This is a genomic window from Psychrobacter fulvigenes, assembly GCF_904846155.1.
GTDB classification, from domain to species: domain Bacteria; phylum Pseudomonadota; class Gammaproteobacteria; order Pseudomonadales; family Moraxellaceae; genus Psychrobacter; species Psychrobacter fulvigenes.
Window position 1 is genome coordinate 2,781,471 of record NZ_CAJGZP010000001.1, and the last position, 18,713, is coordinate 2,800,183.

Consider the following 18,713-nt stretch of genomic DNA (forward strand, 5'->3'; position numbering starts at 1 on the left):
TTTACTACTTCGTCGATCCGAGGACGAGGGAAAGTAGAATGATATGATGCCAAGTAGCCCCAATACACAAAGCAGCTCAAGTAGCATGGTCAATAAGAACAATAAGCGGTTTGGACTCAACCTCAGACAACGAACGCTGCTGATTATTATACTCGCCAGTTTATTTCTTACCAGTGTCATACTCGGTGGCATTTTTATAGATGAAGGCAGAATTGCGACAAATTTAACGCAGCGTAACCTGTCCCCTTCACTCGAGCATCTCTTTGGCACAGATTGGCTGGGCCGAGATATGTTTGCACGCACGATTAAGGGTTTGAAGCTAAGTATCGGAGTGGGATTGTTGGGTGCGGTAGGCAGCGCTTTTATAGCACTCGTGCTAGGTATGGCAGCCGCAACAATGGGCCGTATGACTGATCGCGTGATTACGTGGGTTATTGACCTGTTTTTGAGTGTGCCTCATTTGGTGACGCTCATCCTTATCTCATTTATGCTAGGCGGCGGTTTTAAAGGCATCGTGGTTGGTTTGATGCTGACGCACTGGCCAAGTCTGGCACGGGTGATTAGAGCCGAAGTCATGCAAATACGCTCTGCTGACTATGTTCAAGTCTCGCAGCAAATGGGCAAATCGCGGTGGTGGATTGCGACTAATCATATATTCCCGCATCTCATCCCGCAGCTTTTAGTGGGGTTTATGCTCATGTTCCCGCACGTTATCTTACACGAAGCGTCCGTGACGTTTTTAGGATTAGGCTTATCGCCTCATGAACCGGCGATCGGTATTATTTTATCAGAGTCGATGAAATATTTATCCTCTGGTCTTTGGTGGTTAGCCTTTTTCCCCGGAGTGTCCTTGCTTATCGTGGTGCGCACATTTGAGACTATTGGCGAGAATATAAGAAAACTCATTGACCCTACCCAAGCGAATCAGTAAAACCACTAAAAAAAGAGAGAAAATAGATGGACATTCTAGAAGTAAACGATTTATCGATATCGTTTAACCAATATACAGGTGGGTTAAAACAAAGGGAGCTTAATGTCGTCTCAGGTTTAGATGTGAGCCTAAAAAAGGGTGAAATACTAGCGATTGTTGGAGCAAGTGGCTCAGGAAAGAGTTTACTTGCCCACTCCATTTTGGGTATTTTGCCGTCTAATGCGAACGTGAGTGGCAGCATTAAATATAAGGGTGAAGCCTTGACGGCTGAGCGCCAAGAATTATTACGTGCCAGCGAGATTGCCTTGATTCCGCAATCCGTTAATTTTCTCAATCCCCTTATGCGCATAGGTAAGCAAGTCAGATCGCCTGCAAACGATAAAGCAACCATTAAGGCGCAAAGAGAAACGTTTGAGCGCCTGCATTTAGCCCCAGAAGTTGAAGACATGTACCCTTTTGAGCTCTCTGGCGGTATGGCGCGCAGAACCCTGTTATCGACTGCCATTGTCAGAGATGCTAAGCTTATTATTGCCGATGAACCAACGCCCGGACTTGATCCTGTGGTCATCAAGGAGGCGCTGCAAAGCTTTCGAGATCTGGCTGACGAGGGGCGCACCATTATGTTCATTACCCACGACATTGAAGCGGCGCTGCAAATCGCCGATCGAATCGCTGTTTTTTATGCAGGGACGACGCTTGAAGTCGCATCAGTAGAAGATTTTACGGGAGACGGTAGCAGACTGCGTCACCCTTACAGCAGAGCATTATGGCGTGCATTGCCACAAAACGATTTTATACCCATTGCAGGTTCGCAGCCTAAAGCAACTGGCCTTCCGCCCGGTTGCTTATTTGCGCCGCGCTGTGCGCTTATGATACCTGACTGCAGCGAAGTACAGCCAGACATGCGAGATCTTCGTGAAGGAAAAGTAAGGTGTCTGCATGCGACTTGAAGCTAAAAATATTGGATTTCGCTACGAAGATAGCCCTTGGTTATTTCGAGGAGTGAATATAACGATAAAGTCAGGTGAAATAGTGGGGCTGGTGGGGCCTAGTGGCTCAGGTAAAACAACTCTTTGTCGCATTTTATCGGGTTATGAAGCGGCCTTAGAAGGAAGCGTCACGCTGAATGGGTCAGCTATCTCTAAAAAAGCCTATCATCCTGTGCAATTGGTTTTTCAGCATCCTGAAAAAGCGGTGAACCCACGCTGGAAAATGTGGAAAGTGCTTAATGAAGGTTGGGAACCTAATAAAGAATTGTTAGATTTATTAGGGATTGAAGAAGAATGGTTTACGCGCTTTCCGAGGGAGCTATCAGGAGGCGAGCTGCAGCGGTTCTGTGTGGCAAGGGCGCTTGGGCCAAAGACGAAGTTTCTCATTGCTGACGAGATGACAACCATGCTTGATGCGATTACGCAAGCGCAGATTTGGCAAGCGGTGCTTGAGAGGTTTGAGCATAGTGACGTCGGTATACTGGTCGTGAGTCATGACGCCGCTCTGGTCGCTAGGCTTTGTCATCGTGTGATCAACTTGAAAGATCTTAGTTTATAATCATTTAAAAACTCGTTATATCTCATTCTTCCACACCATCCCATCCTCAATTCCCCGTCAATGTATGCCATAATCGCTTCTTATATCATTTCCAAAAATTAGAGTAACGCGGAAAACTTGTGCAAGTACTACACCTAGTAGACTTAGCAAGTTTGACAAAGTTAATCGCACTTTTTGGGTTTGGTATTATTTATTCATATCAGTCTGAAAGAAACCGATATCAGAGAAGCAAACGAACCTCGCTATGACCAAATTATTTTCTATCAGTATTCTGTGCTGTTTCAGCATTGGTCTATTGACTCCTGCAATTGCTGAAACTTCTGTCAATACTAACGCAGCAGCAGAAGCTGACACCACAAACGAATCATCAGTGCAAGCAGCCTCTGACACTTTATCTGAAGAAGCGACAGCAGAAATAGACACCCTTTTAACGTCTGCTCATTTCGACGATAAGACTGCAGATTTGTCTCCTGAGCCAAATAGTGAAAAATGGGGATGGACGGACGACAAACGAAAAGACGTCAAAGATAAATTGAATGAATGTGCAAACAATATGGATGGTTGGTTCGGCGAGCCAGAGCCAGAGAAACCAGCCAGAGCCAGCTTACGACTGGTGCTAGATACGCGCTGGGCCAATGACCCCAAAATGGGCAGTGACGTCACAGTAGAACCTAGAGTTCGTGGTCGCTTACGACTACCAGTGCTAGAAGAACGCTTCAGCCTAATCATTGGTGATGAAGACCTAGATGATGATACCTTCTTAAAACAAAGTGCAGCAGGAGACACCGACCAAGCAGCCACCAACCGCCAAGATAGACTCGTTAATACCAGACAGACTCGAGACGATAATGCTTCTCTCGCCCTACGTTGGTCACGTTTTGATGACGAGATCGAAAAGCAGCTGGGTGTAAAAACAGATGTAGACCTTGGCGTTCGCTCTGTTGACGATATTTATGTCAAGATTAGCGTGGATAAAAACTGGTATGAGGGCGATAGGCTCACTGTCAGCAACGACAACTTCTATCGCTATGGTCTCGATAGTAAGCACTATGTCAGAGGTGGTCTCACTCTAAAATACGGCTCGGATGCCAACCGCTTTATCAATAATCGCACGACCATTCGCTATCGCAATCGAGACGATGAGGAAAGCACAGATTGGGGCAACGATCTCAGACAAGTACATTATATGGGTAATGAAAAGCAGCTGGCCTACGGTATCTCTACCAGTGGTTACTTTGATACAGATAAAAAGTTGCTCAACAGTTACGGCCCGGCTATCAGCTACCGCCAGCCAGTTTGGCGCGAATGGCTTTATGTGCAAACAGAGCTAAATTATTACAATGATAAAACTGAGGACAAAGACCATTTCCTCTCTGCCCTGCTGCGCATGGAAGCTTTGTTTTAGGATTCTATGGCGCTGTCAGGTTAAAGACAATAGTATGCAACTTTAGAATGACTCAGAATAGATTGACTACATTGATAGTGTTTTCTGACTAGATAGTTATATTCCATAACGATACTACCCTGAAATTCACGGTATAATAGCGACCTATTAAATTTATTTTTTAAATGATTTAGTGAGCCTTTGCGCTCACTTTTTTATTATTTGTGTATTAGGAGTTCAGCATTTTTACTGAAAATGGCATTATCGAAATCGCTAGCACTATTATCTTAATAGTCTGTTTATTACGCTGTACACAGTATATAGTGCAGAGCCGTATCAAGTTGGGTCGTTACTTTTGGCTGGCCTCAGTCTTGGTTTTCTTCGCTGTTATTCGTAGAGAGTTAAACCATCTGCCAGATTTGTTTATTTCTAGTGACTTCTTATTACTAAACCATTCCTATGACTGGTGGGAAGATATCGTACTCACAATTGTCTATATTCTTATGGTGGGCTTACTCGTTTATTCATGGCGTTATTGTTGGACAGTGCTAAAAAACACTCCTATCACGTTATATCTCGTGGTGGCAGTATTAGCCACAGTTCAATATATGGGAGAGAACGCCATCGTGTTCCCTCATGCCTTTGGCGCGATAATCGAAGAGCTGACCGAAGCAACTATTTATAGTATTGCTTTGGTTTATTTGTGGAATTTCAAATTAATAGACTTTGAAGCCTGCTTATCAAATAAGCTAAATTTTGAGACAGTGACGCAGTAACAGTAGATACTTTATAGGGGCAAACTCGATGAGTGGCTAGCTAAACTACCTTAGCCATATAAATACAAGCGGATAGTAGCGTTAACAACCGTATTTATCTCCACAACAATCCTTTACTGTTAATTTGCTATACTCAAAGTAAGTATCAATCATGACAATTAAATATCTATTCGTCATCATCAAGTTAATAACCATCAAGTGAGTCATTATGAATATATTAATTACTGGCGCATCACGCGGTATCGGTCTAGCGACTGCCAAAAAAATGGCATTAAAGGGACACAATGTAGGGCTATTCGCGACTAACACCGCTACGCTTGAAGACGCTATCAAGGATAAAGCCTTTAAAAAAGCATTGAAAAAAAAGCGCATTGTCACTGGTCAGCTTGATGTGATCCAACCTGACTCGTGGGATGATGCTATTGAAAAAATGATAGATAACTTTGGTGGTATTGATATCTTAATCAATAACGCTGGCGTACTCGTCAGTGGTGTACTGCCAACTACAGATTTAGAGGAACAGTTGTCTTTGATTGACGTCAACTGTAAGGGCGTACTCATTGGCTGTCATAAGCTTGCGCCTTATCTGGCTGATAGTAAAGAGGGTAAAATTATCAACGTCTCTTCTGCTTCTGCTATTTACGGACAACCGGAAGTCGCCGCTTATTCTGCCAGTAAGTTTTTTGTGCGCGGCTTGACTGAAGGGCTCAATATTGAATATGCCAAACTTGGCATTAAGGTCATCGATGTGATGCCGCTGTGGGTCAAATCCGATATGACCAAAGGCATTGAGGTCAAGAGTATTGGGCGTTTAGGTATTAACTTAACGGTCAATGATGTGGCGAAAACCTTGTACAAGTTAAGCACCAGCTCCAATCGTAAAATCAAAGGGATACACTACTCTGTTGGCCTGCCAGCGAAAGTATTTCAGACCTTGGCACAAGTCACGCCTGATCCTATCATACGCTTCGTGAACCGTAAAATTGGTGGGTAGCATCTTATTAAATATAGTCGATCCACTTTAAGATAAATACAGTGCTACTGGTATTCATTTCGCGCAGCCTCTGTCGGCGTAGGCACAGCACGCAAGGGAAATGAATACCAGTAGCACGCGACATAGAGCGTGGCAGTTTTATTTAGGATTAACTATAGTAACCTGTTAAGAAAAATTGCTTTTTAACAAAGTATGATAAATAAAACGGCTACCGAATTTCGGTGGCCGTTTTGCTTGCGGCTCGAATCTTGATGGCTTGCTTAGTCGTTTTATCGGTGAAAATATTATCTATAATAACCGTGCCTGTTATCGCCCCTGCCGAGCTGTCTTCACGAATTTTGGAGCCGACAACGATAGGTGTCCCTACTGTCGCGGCAAACTGATTGCCGCTAATAAGCGTACCGTCATCCTCGACGATAATGCCCTGCTCTACTTGCTCAAAACGATTATCGATAATCTGATTATCTTTGGCGCTGTCTAAATGATAGCTGGCAAAGAGCGTTTTCTTAACCAAATAAGCACCGCAATTAAATCCCTTTAGGTTGCGCGACTGCCTTGACGCCACCCAAACACCGACTGGCTCATCTTTAAAAATATTGCCGCGTATAACATTGTCACGGCTCGATTCGGTACGCTTAAAATGGTTGCTGCGCGTCGGATCATCGGCATGCTCAAAGCAATTGCGATACAGCAATACACTACCTGCGCCATTATGAATAAACTCATTATTCTCAATGCGATTATTACTCGAAGAATCAATCGCAATGGCCTCGCGATTGGGCTTAAAGCTGCGAAAGCCATTTCCGACAAACACCGAGTTTTTGATCACATTATCACGGCTACCAAACTCTAAATATAGTCCGAAAGTCCCTGCGTTTTGAATATATACTTTATCAAAAGTAACGCCATGCACATGATCACCGACAAACATACCACTATTGATACTATTACGACTACTGACATTCATCACCTGAATGTCTCTTGGGGCAAGTGCGCGATTGGCAGCAGGGTCTATAAAGCCGCTCGCGTAACGCTGATTGGGGTTGCTATATTGACGAATATGCAGCGCGTGTCCGTAGCCATCCACATGACAGTTGGCAACCGCAATGTCTTTGATAGCCATATCTGTCTTGGGCTTAATGGTAATCGCACTGGCCTTTGATGGATCATCAGCCATGGTACTGAGCGCTGCCCCCTGACAGTCGAGCGAGCTGTGTGACTCATTAAGCTCAAAGCGTATCGACTGGCCTGTTAAATCACAGCCTTTGCTCAGTGCGCTATGACCTTTTACTGTTACCGTCTGCTTGGGAGTCAATTGTGTACAATCTATCGTTGTGGTGGCTGCCGGTAGCTTGGCATCAATGGTGATTGGCTGATTGAGTGTTACTTCATCGAAGTTGCTATCACTATTGGCAAAAGGCAGACGTTCGCAAGCTGTCAGCCCTAAAACCAAGCCTGCCATCCCACTCATCAAAGACGCTTTGAGAAATAATTTATAGATTGCTAACATTTACTTGCCCTCGATATTGGCTGTCTTACATTTTTTGAACATCCTGTGACACCTTACCACTATTAGAACCTATCATAACGCGGCACACTGTTAGCCAAGATATAAATAACAATCAACGCTAATAATATAAAAGGAATGATTTATGGATAACTCAAAAACCCCACTTCCAGATGAGCAAGACCGTATCGATAGCAATGACAATCAACGAGTCGATCTGGACAATCCAATGCTACACACGATTGATAATCAAGATGTGATTGACAATAGCGCAGGATTCGATAATTCAGAAGTTGGCAGTGACGCAACCCAAGGCCTCACCCCCATGCATCGTCAAAACGTTGATGAGGCGCAAGTGGATGAATTGTTGGTGGAAGGCAATCTCGATGACAGCGACTATCCTGATATCGTCGATATTGCCGATAAAGAAGCGGCAGAACGTAGCAATAGTGATGACTTATAAATCAGTCGTTCAATGATAATAAAGTAGAAAAGAATTTAGACAAAAAAATACCGAACGTGATGTTCGGTATTTTTTATCATTTAGATAAATCATTTAATTAAGCCCAACCATCCAGCGTGCCCGCCCAGCCTTGTACCAAGGGCTTACTTAACGCTTCCAATAAATCAATATGTGCGTCATCGGCATTGAGTGCAGGAATATAATGATACTCCTTCCCGCCAGCATTAATGAAGTTATCACGGTTTTCAATGGCCAACTCTTCTAGCGTCTCCAGACAATCAGCGGAGAATGCAGGACTGATGACTTGAACTGAATTCACACCAGACTTGCCCCAGTCCTCTAGCACCACATCGGTATAAGGCTTGACCCACTCTTGCTTACCAAAGCGCGACTGAAAGCTGATGATCCATTCATCGTCTTGCAATCCTAGCGCATGCGCGACTTGCGCGGCGGTACATTTACAACGTTTGGGATACGGATCGCCTTTATCAGCATAGGGCTGCGGAATACCGTGAAAGCTAAACATCAACTTTTCAGGCTTGCCATGCTCAGCTTGGAAACGGCGAATCGAGTTTGCCAATGCCTGAATATAAAGCGGATGGGCAAAGTAATCCTTCACTATTGTATAATTGGGCAAATTACGCTGCTTCAGTGTCCACTTCGTCAAAGCGTCATATACTGCGCCGCCTGATGTCGCTGAGTATTGTGGGAATAACGGCAAGATGACGAAATGATCAACGCCCTCAGCACGCAAAGTATCCATCACATCAGGCAGGCCTGGATTACCATAGCTCATTGCAGGATGCACGGACACCCGAAATGGCGCGGCACTATCCGCCAAACGCGGCTGCAATAGCTCTACTTGTTTTTTTAGGATGTTACGAATCGGCGAGTCACCTTCCCAAATACTGGCATAAGCTTCTGCCACTCGCTTGGGGCGGCTTGGCAATACAAACAGGTTAAGGATGATCGCCCATAAGAATTGCGGGATTTCAATCACACGTGGGTCTGATAAAAACTGTTTTAGATAGCGGCGGACGGCAGGCGCTGTTGGCTCATCTGGCGTGCCGAGGTTCACTAATAGGACGGCAATACGTGGGGGCAGTTCAGGTTTCATAAGAGCACTATTTTATTAATAAGTTATTAGAGAAAATGACTAAAAAATATCAAAAACTATGAGATAAAAGACTATTAAGGCATTGTTAATTTAAACGCTTATTAGTGTAGCATTTTATCCCTTGATAACGCACCGTAAAAGCCGCGCTTATACAATTTGATACTTCTATAAAAATAAAGTCTGAGCATGACGGTTGTACTCATACGCGCATCGCCCTACAATAGACGCACATAGTGTGTAGGCAGAGTGCAGATACGCACATTGCCGTCTATTTATTTTATTGATAACTGTTGTCTTGCGAGGTAGCCTTGAGAGCACGTACTGATAGTACCAATGACAATTCACCCAAAGACCACCCTAACTTGGATGACTCCGCCAATACAGTTGACTTAGTTGGTTCAGTTGGCATTGTTACCCCCCAAACACTGCACTTTGCAGAGCCATTGACGTTGGAGTGCAATCGCACTTTATCCTCGTTTGACTTGGTCATCGAAACTTACGGGTCGCTCAACGAAGATAAATCCAATGCCATTCTGATCTGCCACGCCTTATCTGGCAGTCATCATGCGGCAGGCTTCCATAGCAGCGACGATAAAAAACCAGGCTGGTGGGACAATATGATTGGCCCCAATAAAGCCATCGACACCAATCGCTTTTTTGTGGTTTGTGTCAATAATATCGGCAGCTGCTTTGGCTCTACGGGTCCGACGACCATCAACCCTGATAGCAGCAAAAATGGCGGCGAACCACAAGTTTATGGTCCTGATTTTCCCTTAGTGACGATAAAAGACTGGGTAAAAACCCAAGCCATGCTCTCAGATCGTCTTGGCATTGACGTCTGGCATGCCATCGTTGGTGGCTCGATGGGCGGTATGCAAGCGCTGCAATGGTCGGTCGATTATCCCGATCGGCTAAAGCGCTGCGTGGTCATCGCCTGTACACCCAAATTATCAGCACAGAATATTGGCTTTAATGAGGTCGCGCGGCAGTCGATATTATCTGACCCTGACTTCAAAGATGGACGTTACCTGCAAGCAGACACTTATCCACGTCGCGGACTGATATTGGCACGCATGGTTGGTCATATTACTTATTTGACCGATGATGCGATGAAAGCCAAGTTTGGCCGTGATCTAAAGTCTGGCAAGTTCATGTATGGCTATGATGTCGAGTTCCAAGTCGAAAGCTACCTGCGCTATCAAGGCGAACGCTTTAGCAAAAACTTCGACGCCAACACTTACCTGCTGATGACCAAAGCCTTAGATTATTTCGATCCGACCCGTGGCTATGCTGAGCAAGTTGTTGACCGCGATGTCGATGACAACAGTCAAAATCATAATGGTATTGATCAACATAATGACACTGATAAACAAGACATTGATAAACAAGACACCGATGAAAGCCAACGTGAGCTGAGCGCTCTAAAAGCCGCATTTGCACATACCAAGTGTCAGTATCTAGTCGTGTCATTTACCACTGACTGGCGCTTCGCCCCTGAACGCTCACAAGAAATCGTCGATGCACTGATGGCAACTGGTAAACCTGTCAGCTATATCAATGTCGATGCGCCACATGGCCACGATTCCTTTTTATTCGATATTCCCCGCTATATGGTCGCCGTTGAAGGCTTTTTGACCGCGCCGTTTATCACGAACAGCCTGACAGCTAGAGGAGAACGCTCATGAGAATGGATCATCAGCTGGCCGAACGCTGGATTGCTCCCAAGTCACATATTCTAGATTTGGGTTGTGGCAATGGTGATTTGCTCGCACATTTGCAGCAAAACCTAGGCGTGACGGGCTATGGACTTGAGATTGACGAAGACAAAATCAATGAAGCCATCGCTAAAGGCTTATCCATCGTCGAGCAAGACCTCAATGATGGACTTGGCCGATTTGCCGATGACAGCTTTGATACCGTGGTCATGGCACGGGCGCTACAGGCAGTCAAAGCACCTGACGTGCTCTTGCTCGATATGCTACGAGTTGCCCGCGAGGCCGTCATTACCTTCCCGAACTTTGCGCATTGGCAAAACCGTCTGCACTTAGGCCTAAAGGGGCTGATGCCAGTGTCAGAAGCATTGCCTTATGAATGGTATAACACCCCCAATATTCATCTGTGTACCTTTAAAGACTTTGAAGAGCTATGCGCGCAGCATGATATTGATATCATCAATCGCTTCGCCGTCAGTGATTCTAATAAAGGTCATTCACCGCTGATGACCACGTTGATACGACAAGCGCCCAACTTATTGGCGGATGTCGCTATCTATCGGGTAACCAAGCACAAATAGAATATAATGCAGGAAACAAAGGCAAAAGTAAGGCGAACATAGAACATAAGTCCAGCAGCTCATTCGCCTTACTGGCTTTTTGCTGAGTTAATTGACAGCTTAATAAATAGCCATCTATCGTATAGGTTTACTTACTATCTGGTAACTGCATGATTTTGTTACATACTATTATCGTCAAAATCGCGTTAAACTGGGTAATTAGTATTTGAGTTTCGTAACTTCGGGTGTTAAGCTTACGAAATATTGTCAATGGCATCCTTCTTGCAACCTATTTATCTGTTGATATTAGATAACGACTATTAAACAAAATAGATAAATGCTGATAACAACATATGGTTTAATCACTAGCATCTGACCATGACTCTTTAACTATTATTTTTTAGTAGTTACTATCGACTCATCATTGCCGTATAGACTTACTGTTCTGCAGGCATTGTTTTATCGTTTAGCTACTTATCAACTGCCTATCTTTGGAGCTGCTATGAAACTGTTAAAAGCTGCATTATTTACCGCTGCATTCTCTTGCGCTGGTCTTGCCAATGCTGAATTGATTTCAAACGTACCATTAGATGTCTCACGTTTTGAGATCATGAGTGTCAGTGAGCTGACCGCCCGTGCCAACCAAGGCAATGATCATGCTCAGTTCTATCTTGCTAAGCGCCTACAAAAAGGCCAGGATATCACCAAAAACACTCAGCAAGCGGTGCAATGGTACACACGCGCAGCAGAACAAGGCGTAGCCCCTGCTCAGCTGAACCTTGCAATCATGTACTTACGTGGCGAAGGTGTACAACCCAACTTGCAACAAGCTCGTCACTGGTTAGAAAAAGCCGCCATGCGTGGTGATAACCGTGCCAGCTATACGCTTGCACTGCTCGACGAGAAACAAAAAAACCTAGTCGACGCCTATAAATGGTATGACTTAGCAGCGCGTGATGGCATGCTCGACGACAAAGTACGCAATAAAGCTCGCGGTAAGATTGGTCAATTGGCATTGAACTTATCGAGCTCAGACATCGCGAGTGCTCGTAGCCAAGCGGATAGCTGGTTCCAGAGTAGATAAGCTAGAGCAGATAAAATAAAAACAGTTTTGATTTGAAGTAAAAAATTTGAGAGTGAAAAATCCAGCTGATTGGCTGGATTTTTTGTGTTTACATGATGAACAATTTATATGATGAATACTTACGTTAACTGGTTACCATAGTTCCTTAATCCTTTACTCCCTCGGCGTGCGCGCCATGGTATAGAACTCTGCATTCGACTGCATACTCATCACAATTGCCATTCTATTAGACAAGCCAAAAAACGCGGTGATACCAGCAATGTCCAAGATATCTTCCTCATCATAACCGTGCTCTCGAAGTGCAGCATAGTCTGTCTCTTGAACAAGTTCCGGGGTGCGACAGAGCTTGACTGAAAACGCCAGCATGGCTTTTTGTTTAGGGCTGATCGGCGCATGCAAGTAATTGATTGCTATTTGATCTGCTAGCAGCGGCTCTTTTGCAAACACTCGCAGTAGCGCACCATGAGCGATAACGCAGTATTGGCAACCATTAGCGGCACTGGTAGCAACAATGATCATCTCCTTTTCGGCTGGGCTTAGCGTGCTGTCCTCTCGCTCCATCACGGCATCATAATAAGCAAAGAACGCTCTGAACTCTGCTGGGCGATACGCCAGCGCTAAAAACACGTTTGGAATGAATTTGGCTTTTTCTTGTACTGCTAAGATACGTTCAAGGATATCAGCAGGCAGGCTATCTAAATCAGGAACAGGATAGCTGCTGATGGGCGTGCTTGTAGAAGCGTTACTCATATGTCATCTCCATTGACAGGGTTTTATTGTTATATAGTCTACCTTTATAAATCAGTAATAAACAGTCAAAAAACATCTCAATTGATATGGGTCAGCTTAGGGCGTATCGTCATTTAGATGGATTGGTGACACGCTTTGATAAAACATTCAAAAACCGCGCTAAATTTGCTACACTGCGCCAACATTTGGCCAAATCCACAACTGTGCCAATGTTATAGACAACACTTTTAACCCATTGCACTAGGTTTGCGACCTAGCCAGCAGGAGACACCCATGAGCACCATCAACACTGCACCACCATCAGCCACACCCAAAAAAGCCACCGAATATGATAGCGTGACCAACAATATCGTCGTTGCCGCGCTCTATAAATTTACCCGTTTTGCCGACTTCGAGCAGTATCGTCAGCCTATCTTAAACGCCATGCTCGATAATGAAGTAAAAGGCACTTTACTATTGGCTTCAGAAGGTATTAACGGGACTATCTCAGGTAGCCGCCAAGGTATCGACAACGTCCTTGAGTACCTACGGAGCATTGAAGCGATTGGTAACTTTGAGTTTAAAGAATCCTATACGGATGCTCAGCCTTTTTACCGTACCAAAGTAAAGCTCAAAAAAGAAATCGTCACCATGGGTGTGGAGGATATCGATCCGCTACAGTCAGTCGGTCGTTATGTAAAACCAAGCGAGTGGAATGCGCTAATTTCAGACCCTGACATTATCTTGATCGATACCCGTAACGACTATGAAGTACAAATCGGCACCTTTGAAAATGCCGTCAATCCAAACACTGAGACCTTTCGTGAGTTCCCAGATTACGTCGCCAAAGAGCTGGATCCTAGCAAGCATAAAAAAGTAGCGATGTTCTGTACTGGCGGTATTCGCTGCGAAAAATCAACCGCCTTTATGCGTCAGCAAGGCTTTGAAGAGGTCTATCATTTAGAGGGCGGTATCCTAAAATACCTAGAAGAAGTACCTGCTAGCGACTCTATGTGGCAAGGCGAATGCTTCGTTTTTGATAATCGCGTCTCAGTCAATCACGATTTAGAAAAAGGGGATTATGATCAGTGCTTTGCCTGCCGTATGCCCATCACTGAAGAAGATAAGCAAACGCCTGCTTATATCAAAGGCGAGTCTTGCCCGCACTGTATAGGTAAGGCTACTGAAGAGCAAAAAGCGCGTTTCCGTGAGCGCGAGCATCAAATGCAACTGGCCAAGCAGCGCGGTGAAACGCATATCGGCAGCGAAGTCATTGAGGTGATTGAAAAACGCAAAGCGGCTAAGCTTGAAGCGCGTCGTCAGGCAGATGCAGCCAATAAAGAAAAAGCAGGTTAAATTAAGAGCCTACTATTTGAGTTGTTAAACTTTTAAATGATTAACCATAAAAAAGAGATGCCCTATTAATAGAGCATCTCTTTTTATTGATATAGTCGAGCTAATTCAAAAAGAATACAGTGCTGCTGGGATGAACTTTTCGAAGCCTCTGGAGTGCATAGCGCACAGCAAGCAAGGAAAGGTTTATACCAGCAGAACGCTTTTTGACTGTCTCTTTTTTATTTTGGACGAATTACATCTGCCATAAAGTTAAACGATAAAGCTTTACTCTAGAACAAGATACGCACGCGGATGGTTTCTTCCACGTCTTTTAGCTGATCTAGAGCAGCTGTGGAATCGTGATAATCCACGTCCATCACTAGATAACCCACATCGCCTTCAGTCATGAGGCTCTGCGCCAAAATGTTGATATGCGCTTCTGCAAACAGACGGTTGATCTGTGACAAGACACCTGGCACGTTTTTGTGGATATGTAGTAAGCGATGCGTGCCTTCCTTGAACGGAATCGAAACTTCTGGGAAGTTCACCGCAGTAACAGTATCGCCTTGATCAGAGTATTTAACGAACTTCTCTGCGACTTCTAGACCGATATTGGCCTGCGCTTCTTGCGTAGAACCACCAATGTGCGGCGTCAAGATGACATTATCAAACTTACGTAGCGGTGACTCAAACTCTTCATCAGCAGATTTTGGCTCTTTCGGGAACACATCGATTGCTGCGCCCAAGACTTTACCTGATTCTAATGCTGCTGCTAGATCGTCAATCTCAACACAAGTACCACGTGCCGCGTTGATAAAGTAGCTGCCTTCTTTCATCTGCGCGAACTGCTCTGCTTTCATCATATAGCGAGTGCTTGGTACGTCAGGCACATGCAAGGTCACGATGTCAGCAGTTGATAGCAGCTCCTCTAAGCTCCCTACTTGATGAGCGTTACCGAGCGGTAGTTTGGTCACAACATCATGATAGATGACTTTCATACCGAAGCTCTCTGCCAATACAGACAGCTGTGAGCCAATAGAGCCGTAACCTACGATACCGATGGTTTTACCACGCACTTCATGCGAGTTTTTGGCAGACTTACCCCAGCCGCCACGATGGACAACGGCATTTTTTTCAGGGATACCGCGATACAGCATGATCGCTTCAGCCAATACCAACTCAGCCACTGAACGGGTATTAGAGTATGGCGCGTTAAAGACTGGAATACCCAGCTCACGAGCCGCGTCCAAATCTACTTGGTTGGTACCGATACAAAAACAGCCGATGCCAGTCAGTTTTTTGGCGTGCTCAAGCACTTCACGCGTCAGCTGAGTACGCGAACGAATACCGACGAAATGGGCGTCTTTGATCTTTTCGATCAGCTCATCTTGATCCAGCGCGTGGCTGAGATATTCGATGTTTTGGTAGCCCGCTTTTTCTAGTACTTTGAGTGCATTTTCGTGCACGCCTTCGAGTAATAAAAACCGAATCTTGTCTTTTTGCAGTGATAGCGCCATGTGAGAACTGTCCTATAATTGTCTTTTAAAAAATCTACGATAGGTGAAACGAAAACAGTGCGGTTATCTTACACAAAATTTCACAATGATGTTAGGGGCATTAGGTGAATTATTGCTTATCAAGCCTGAAATTTATTTATGATATTGTGAACGATGATGTCTGAATCTTTGATGCACCCTTTTTTATGGTGTTTATAGTACCTAAAGACTCACAATAGGCGCTCTTGTCTTGCTAACATCATATACTGCTGATTCTTGCACCATACTTATATGTTAAACTTTGCCTTATATAATCAGTTCGAAATAAAATCGATATGTTTATATTGTCATGCTACTGGTACAAATTTTCCTTGCTTGCTGTGCGCTTCGCACTCCAGAGGCTGCACAAAGTTTATACCAGTAGCACGGTATCGGTTTTAAAGTGTATCAACTATATTACTCAGCTCGCAGTTATTAAAGCACCAAAATAAATAAGCACCGTATTAACGTTTTTATAGAGATCTGACCATGACCCCATATCCATCACAACCTACCACTCCTGCTACTGGCACTGACGCTGTGACTACGATTCTAAGCAGCCTTATAGACATTCATCAGTTCGACCCCAGCCAAATCAAAACTGATGCTGAGAGCCTAGAGCACTGGGGCAAAGACTGGACCAAACACTTCGCTCCTGCTGCGTCTGCCATCGTCTTTCCAAAGACCACCGAGCAAGTACAAGCGATTGTACTCCTTGCCAATGAGCACAACATCGTATTGACCCCAAGTGGCGGCCGTACGGGTCTCTCTGCAGGCGCAGTCGCGTCTAACGGTGAGATTGTCGTCAGCATGGATAAGATGAACCGTATCGGACAGTTCTATCCTGCTGATCGCATGGTTGAGATTGAAGCTGGCGTCATCACCCAGCAGCTGCAAGAGTTCGCCGAGTCAAAAGACCTCTACTATCCTGTCGACTTTGCTTCCGCTGGCTCTAGTCAAATGGGCGGTAATATCGGTACCAATGCCGGCGGTATCAAAGTCATTCGTTACGGCATGACCCGTCAATGGATCATGGGATTGACCGTGGTCACTGGTAAAGGCGATATTCTGCATCTGAATCGCGGTATGATTAAGAACGCCACCGGTTACGACTTACGTCAATTGTTTATCGGTTCTGAGGGCACGCTTGGACTCGTCACTCACGCGCAGGTCAAGCTTGAGCGTCAGCCCCAAGACTTAAACGTCATGGTGCTGGGTATGGACAACTTTAGTGATGTCATGAATGTGCTGTCTGCCTTTCAAGCGCAGATTGATTTGACGGCGTTTGAATTCTTTGATGACGTGGCAGTTGATAAGCTGATGGCGCATGGTCAAGTACAAGAGCCATTTGAATCACGCACCAAGTTCTATACCTTACTAGAGTTTGAAGCACCGTATGAGCCCATCATGGATAAAGCCATGGCCATCTTTGAGCATTGCATGGAGCAAGGCTGGGTCGTTGATGGGGTGATGAGTCAGAGTCTGACGCAAGCTGAAGAGCTGTGGAAGCTACGAGAATATATCTCTGAGACCATCTCAGTCTTTACCCCGTACAAAAACGATGTATCAGTACTGATAAGCCATGTACCTGACTTTATCGATGAGATTGACCACATTGTCAGCAGTAACTATCCTGACTTTGAGGTGTGCTGGTTCGGTCATATCGGTGATGGCAACTTGCATCTGAATATCTTGAAGCCTGAAACTTTAAGCAAGGATGACTTTTTTGCCGCTTGTCAGGTAGTGAATAAACAGGTGTTTGAGACGGTACAAAAGTACGGCGGTTCCGTGTCTGCTGAGCATGGCGTTGGCATGACTAAAAAGCCGTATCTGCATTATAGCCGCAGTGAGACTGAGATTGAGTATCTGAAGCAAATTAAGCAGGTGTTTGATCCGAACAATATTATGAATCGTGGCAAGATTTTTGATATGTAATGACTGACCTTGCATGACTGAAATAAACAAAAGGCGCTAAGTAGATAAACTTAGCGCCTTTTTTATTATGAACCGCCCTGCTATATGGCGTTTATAACTGGAAATACACCAATATTATAGCAATGACGAGAAGTATCGCTAAACACCCCTGGATAAGCAAAAAAGCTTGGTGTGGAGCGATGATATGACGAAACTTGCTTGCTAGTGCACTATAAGTAAGGCGTGCGGCCTTGATATGGGGCGGGTTATCGAATTTTTTGATGACCTGTAAAAACTGCTGCGTACGCTCAGGCTCCCAGTCGTATGGTTTGAATGGCAAAAAAACGGCCAATTGCGACGCCTGCTGCTTGGTATCAGGTGACCATAACCAGCGCTCCAAAAACAACGAGCGCATACGCCAATCAACAAATCTGCGTTGATCTATCGCTTGGAGTAACAGCACCTTTATATTCTTGTGGCGCTCATCAGAAAATATACGCTGCTGTAGCGCCAATACTTTTGCTTTTTCGCCTTCAATACATTGCAAAAAATGACCATTGCCATAACATAGAATACCTGTGATACCACGCTCTGTATTATAAACACGTGCATGTCTCTCCAAATCGACAAATATTGATGAGCTCAAGCGTCCTTTTAGACTCAAACTACTGACATACACCAGTTGCATGAGTGCGGTGTCTGCTATTGTATCTAAGACTCTAACGGTATCCGTGTGCTGCAGTGGCATAAAAAAACAATCCTGAATAGCCGCATTGATCGTCGGCAAAAATAAAAAACAACTCACTTAAGGCGTGTCATCAACGTGCTAATGAGGTCAAAATACAAACACTCTAAAATAGGTCGCACTGCACATTTATAAGTATATGGTCGTGAATTAAATAGAGAGACAAGACAGCTGAGTGTAGATGTGTAGAACACTTCAAATAAAGTTAACGCTGTCACTCTTTTATAGTAGATTGACTACAAGTGACAAAAACGTAGCATATTTTTACCATGCTAGGCTGTCATTACCCATTTAGATTGATAGAATAGCGAACCTAATAAACATCAATCTTAATAAGTAGTTAAGTAGTAATATAGATCATGCAAATCTTTGCATGGCT

At 44.5% G+C, this 18,713-nt stretch carries 17 protein-coding genes; 12 read left to right on the forward strand and 5 right to left on the reverse strand.

All coding sequences use genetic code 11. The features are described 5' to 3' along the window. The first annotated feature begins 43 nt into the window (after positions 1-43). The 6 genes from JMX03_RS11790 (at position 44) to JMX03_RS11815 (ending at position 5,633) form a co-directional block, all read left to right on the forward strand. On the forward strand, positions 44-931 hold the full coding sequence (locus JMX03_RS11790; RefSeq protein ID WP_201596925.1) for an ABC transporter permease: 888 nt from the start codon (positions 44-46) through the stop codon (positions 929-931). 26 nt (positions 932-957) lie between these two features. Beyond that, positions 958-1,881, forward strand: coding sequence for an ABC transporter ATP-binding protein (locus JMX03_RS11795; RefSeq protein ID WP_201596928.1), 924 nt, complete (start codon positions 958-960; stop codon positions 1,879-1,881). Then, positions 1,871-2,479 (forward strand): ABC transporter ATP-binding protein, encoded by a 609-nt coding sequence (locus JMX03_RS11800; protein WP_201596930.1) that lies wholly within the window; start codon positions 1,871-1,873, stop codon positions 2,477-2,479. Before JMX03_RS11795 ends, JMX03_RS11800 begins: the two co-directional genes overlap by 11 nt. A gap of 244 nt (positions 2,480-2,723) precedes the next feature. Next, positions 2,724-3,884, forward strand: a complete 1,161-nt coding sequence (locus JMX03_RS11805; protein ID WP_201596932.1) for a hypothetical protein — start codon at positions 2,724-2,726, stop codon at positions 3,882-3,884. 302 nt (positions 3,885-4,186) lie between these two features. Next, positions 4,187-4,639, forward strand: a complete 453-nt coding sequence (locus tag JMX03_RS11810) for a hypothetical protein (RefSeq protein ID WP_227695663.1) — start codon at positions 4,187-4,189, stop codon at positions 4,637-4,639. Between the two features lie 208 nt (positions 4,640-4,847). Further along, positions 4,848-5,633: an SDR family NAD(P)-dependent oxidoreductase gene (locus tag JMX03_RS11815; protein ID WP_201596933.1), complete on the forward strand. Its 786-nt coding sequence runs from the start codon at positions 4,848-4,850 to the stop codon at positions 5,631-5,633. A 208-nt stretch (positions 5,634-5,841) separates the two neighbouring features. On the opposite strand, the gene JMX03_RS11820 is transcribed toward JMX03_RS11815, so the two are convergent. Then, positions 5,842-7,143, reverse strand: coding sequence for a right-handed parallel beta-helix repeat-containing protein (locus tag JMX03_RS11820; RefSeq protein WP_201596934.1), 1,302 nt, complete (start codon positions 7,141-7,143; stop codon positions 5,842-5,844). A gap of 142 nt (positions 7,144-7,285) precedes the next feature. Between JMX03_RS11820 and JMX03_RS11825 the strand changes: the two genes are divergently transcribed. Then, on the forward strand, positions 7,286-7,603 hold the full coding sequence (locus JMX03_RS11825; RefSeq protein WP_201596935.1) for a hypothetical protein: 318 nt from the start codon (positions 7,286-7,288) through the stop codon (positions 7,601-7,603). Between the two features lie 97 nt (positions 7,604-7,700). On the opposite strand, the gene hemH is transcribed toward JMX03_RS11825, so the two are convergent. Then, positions 7,701-8,720 carry a ferrochelatase gene (hemH, locus tag JMX03_RS11830; RefSeq protein ID WP_201596936.1) on the reverse strand — a complete coding sequence of 340 codons (1,020 nt, stop codon included), beginning with the start codon at positions 8,718-8,720 and terminating at the stop codon, positions 7,701-7,703. 362 nt (positions 8,721-9,082) lie between these two features. Between hemH and metX the strand changes: the two genes are divergently transcribed. The 3 genes from metX to JMX03_RS11845 all read left to right on the forward strand — a co-directional run bounded on the left by metX (position 9,083) and on the right by JMX03_RS11845 (position 12,076). Then, entirely contained in the window at positions 9,083-10,405 is a 1,323-nt protein-coding gene (gene metX, locus JMX03_RS11835) for a homoserine O-acetyltransferase MetX (RefSeq protein WP_227695932.1), read from the forward strand. Further along, entirely contained in the window at positions 10,402-11,013 is a 612-nt protein-coding gene (gene metW / locus JMX03_RS11840) for a methionine biosynthesis protein MetW (protein WP_201596939.1), read from the forward strand. The genes metX and metW overlap by 4 nt, the downstream gene beginning before the upstream one ends. A 481-nt stretch (positions 11,014-11,494) precedes the next feature. Then, complete coding sequence (locus tag JMX03_RS11845; RefSeq protein ID WP_201573934.1) at positions 11,495-12,076, forward strand: tetratricopeptide repeat protein; 582 nt, start codon at positions 11,495-11,497, stop codon at positions 12,074-12,076. Positions 12,077-12,229: 153 nt separating this feature from the next. Here the strand turns inward: JMX03_RS11845 and JMX03_RS11850 are convergent, their stop codons facing one another. Then, on the reverse strand, positions 12,230-12,826 hold the full coding sequence (locus JMX03_RS11850) for a peroxidase-related enzyme (RefSeq protein ID WP_201596941.1): 597 nt from the start codon (positions 12,824-12,826) through the stop codon (positions 12,230-12,232). 273 nt (positions 12,827-13,099) lie between these two features. Between JMX03_RS11850 and trhO the strand changes: the two genes are divergently transcribed. Beyond that, the gene (trhO, locus tag JMX03_RS11855) at positions 13,100-14,161 is read left to right on the forward strand and encodes an oxygen-dependent tRNA uridine(34) hydroxylase TrhO (RefSeq protein ID WP_201596943.1); all 1,062 of its coding nucleotides are present in this window, start codon (positions 13,100-13,102) and stop codon (positions 14,159-14,161) included. Positions 14,162-14,430: 269 nt separating this feature from the next. Here trhO and serA read toward each other — a convergent pair whose 3' ends face one another. Next, positions 14,431-15,657: a phosphoglycerate dehydrogenase gene (serA, locus tag JMX03_RS11860; RefSeq protein WP_201573931.1), complete on the reverse strand. Its 1,227-nt coding sequence runs from the start codon at positions 15,655-15,657 to the stop codon at positions 14,431-14,433. A 507-nt stretch (positions 15,658-16,164) separates the two neighbouring features. Here serA and JMX03_RS11865 point away from each other — a divergent pair. Then, positions 16,165-17,610: an FAD-binding oxidoreductase gene (locus JMX03_RS11865; RefSeq protein WP_201596945.1), complete on the forward strand. Its 1,446-nt coding sequence runs from the start codon at positions 16,165-16,167 to the stop codon at positions 17,608-17,610. 91 nt (positions 17,611-17,701) lie between these two features. On the opposite strand, the gene JMX03_RS11870 is transcribed toward JMX03_RS11865, so the two are convergent. Next, positions 17,702-18,337 carry a BLUF domain-containing protein gene (locus JMX03_RS11870; RefSeq protein WP_201596947.1) on the reverse strand — a complete coding sequence of 212 codons (636 nt, stop codon included), beginning with the start codon at positions 18,335-18,337 and terminating at the stop codon, positions 17,702-17,704. Between the last annotated feature and the right edge of the window lie 376 nt (positions 18,338-18,713).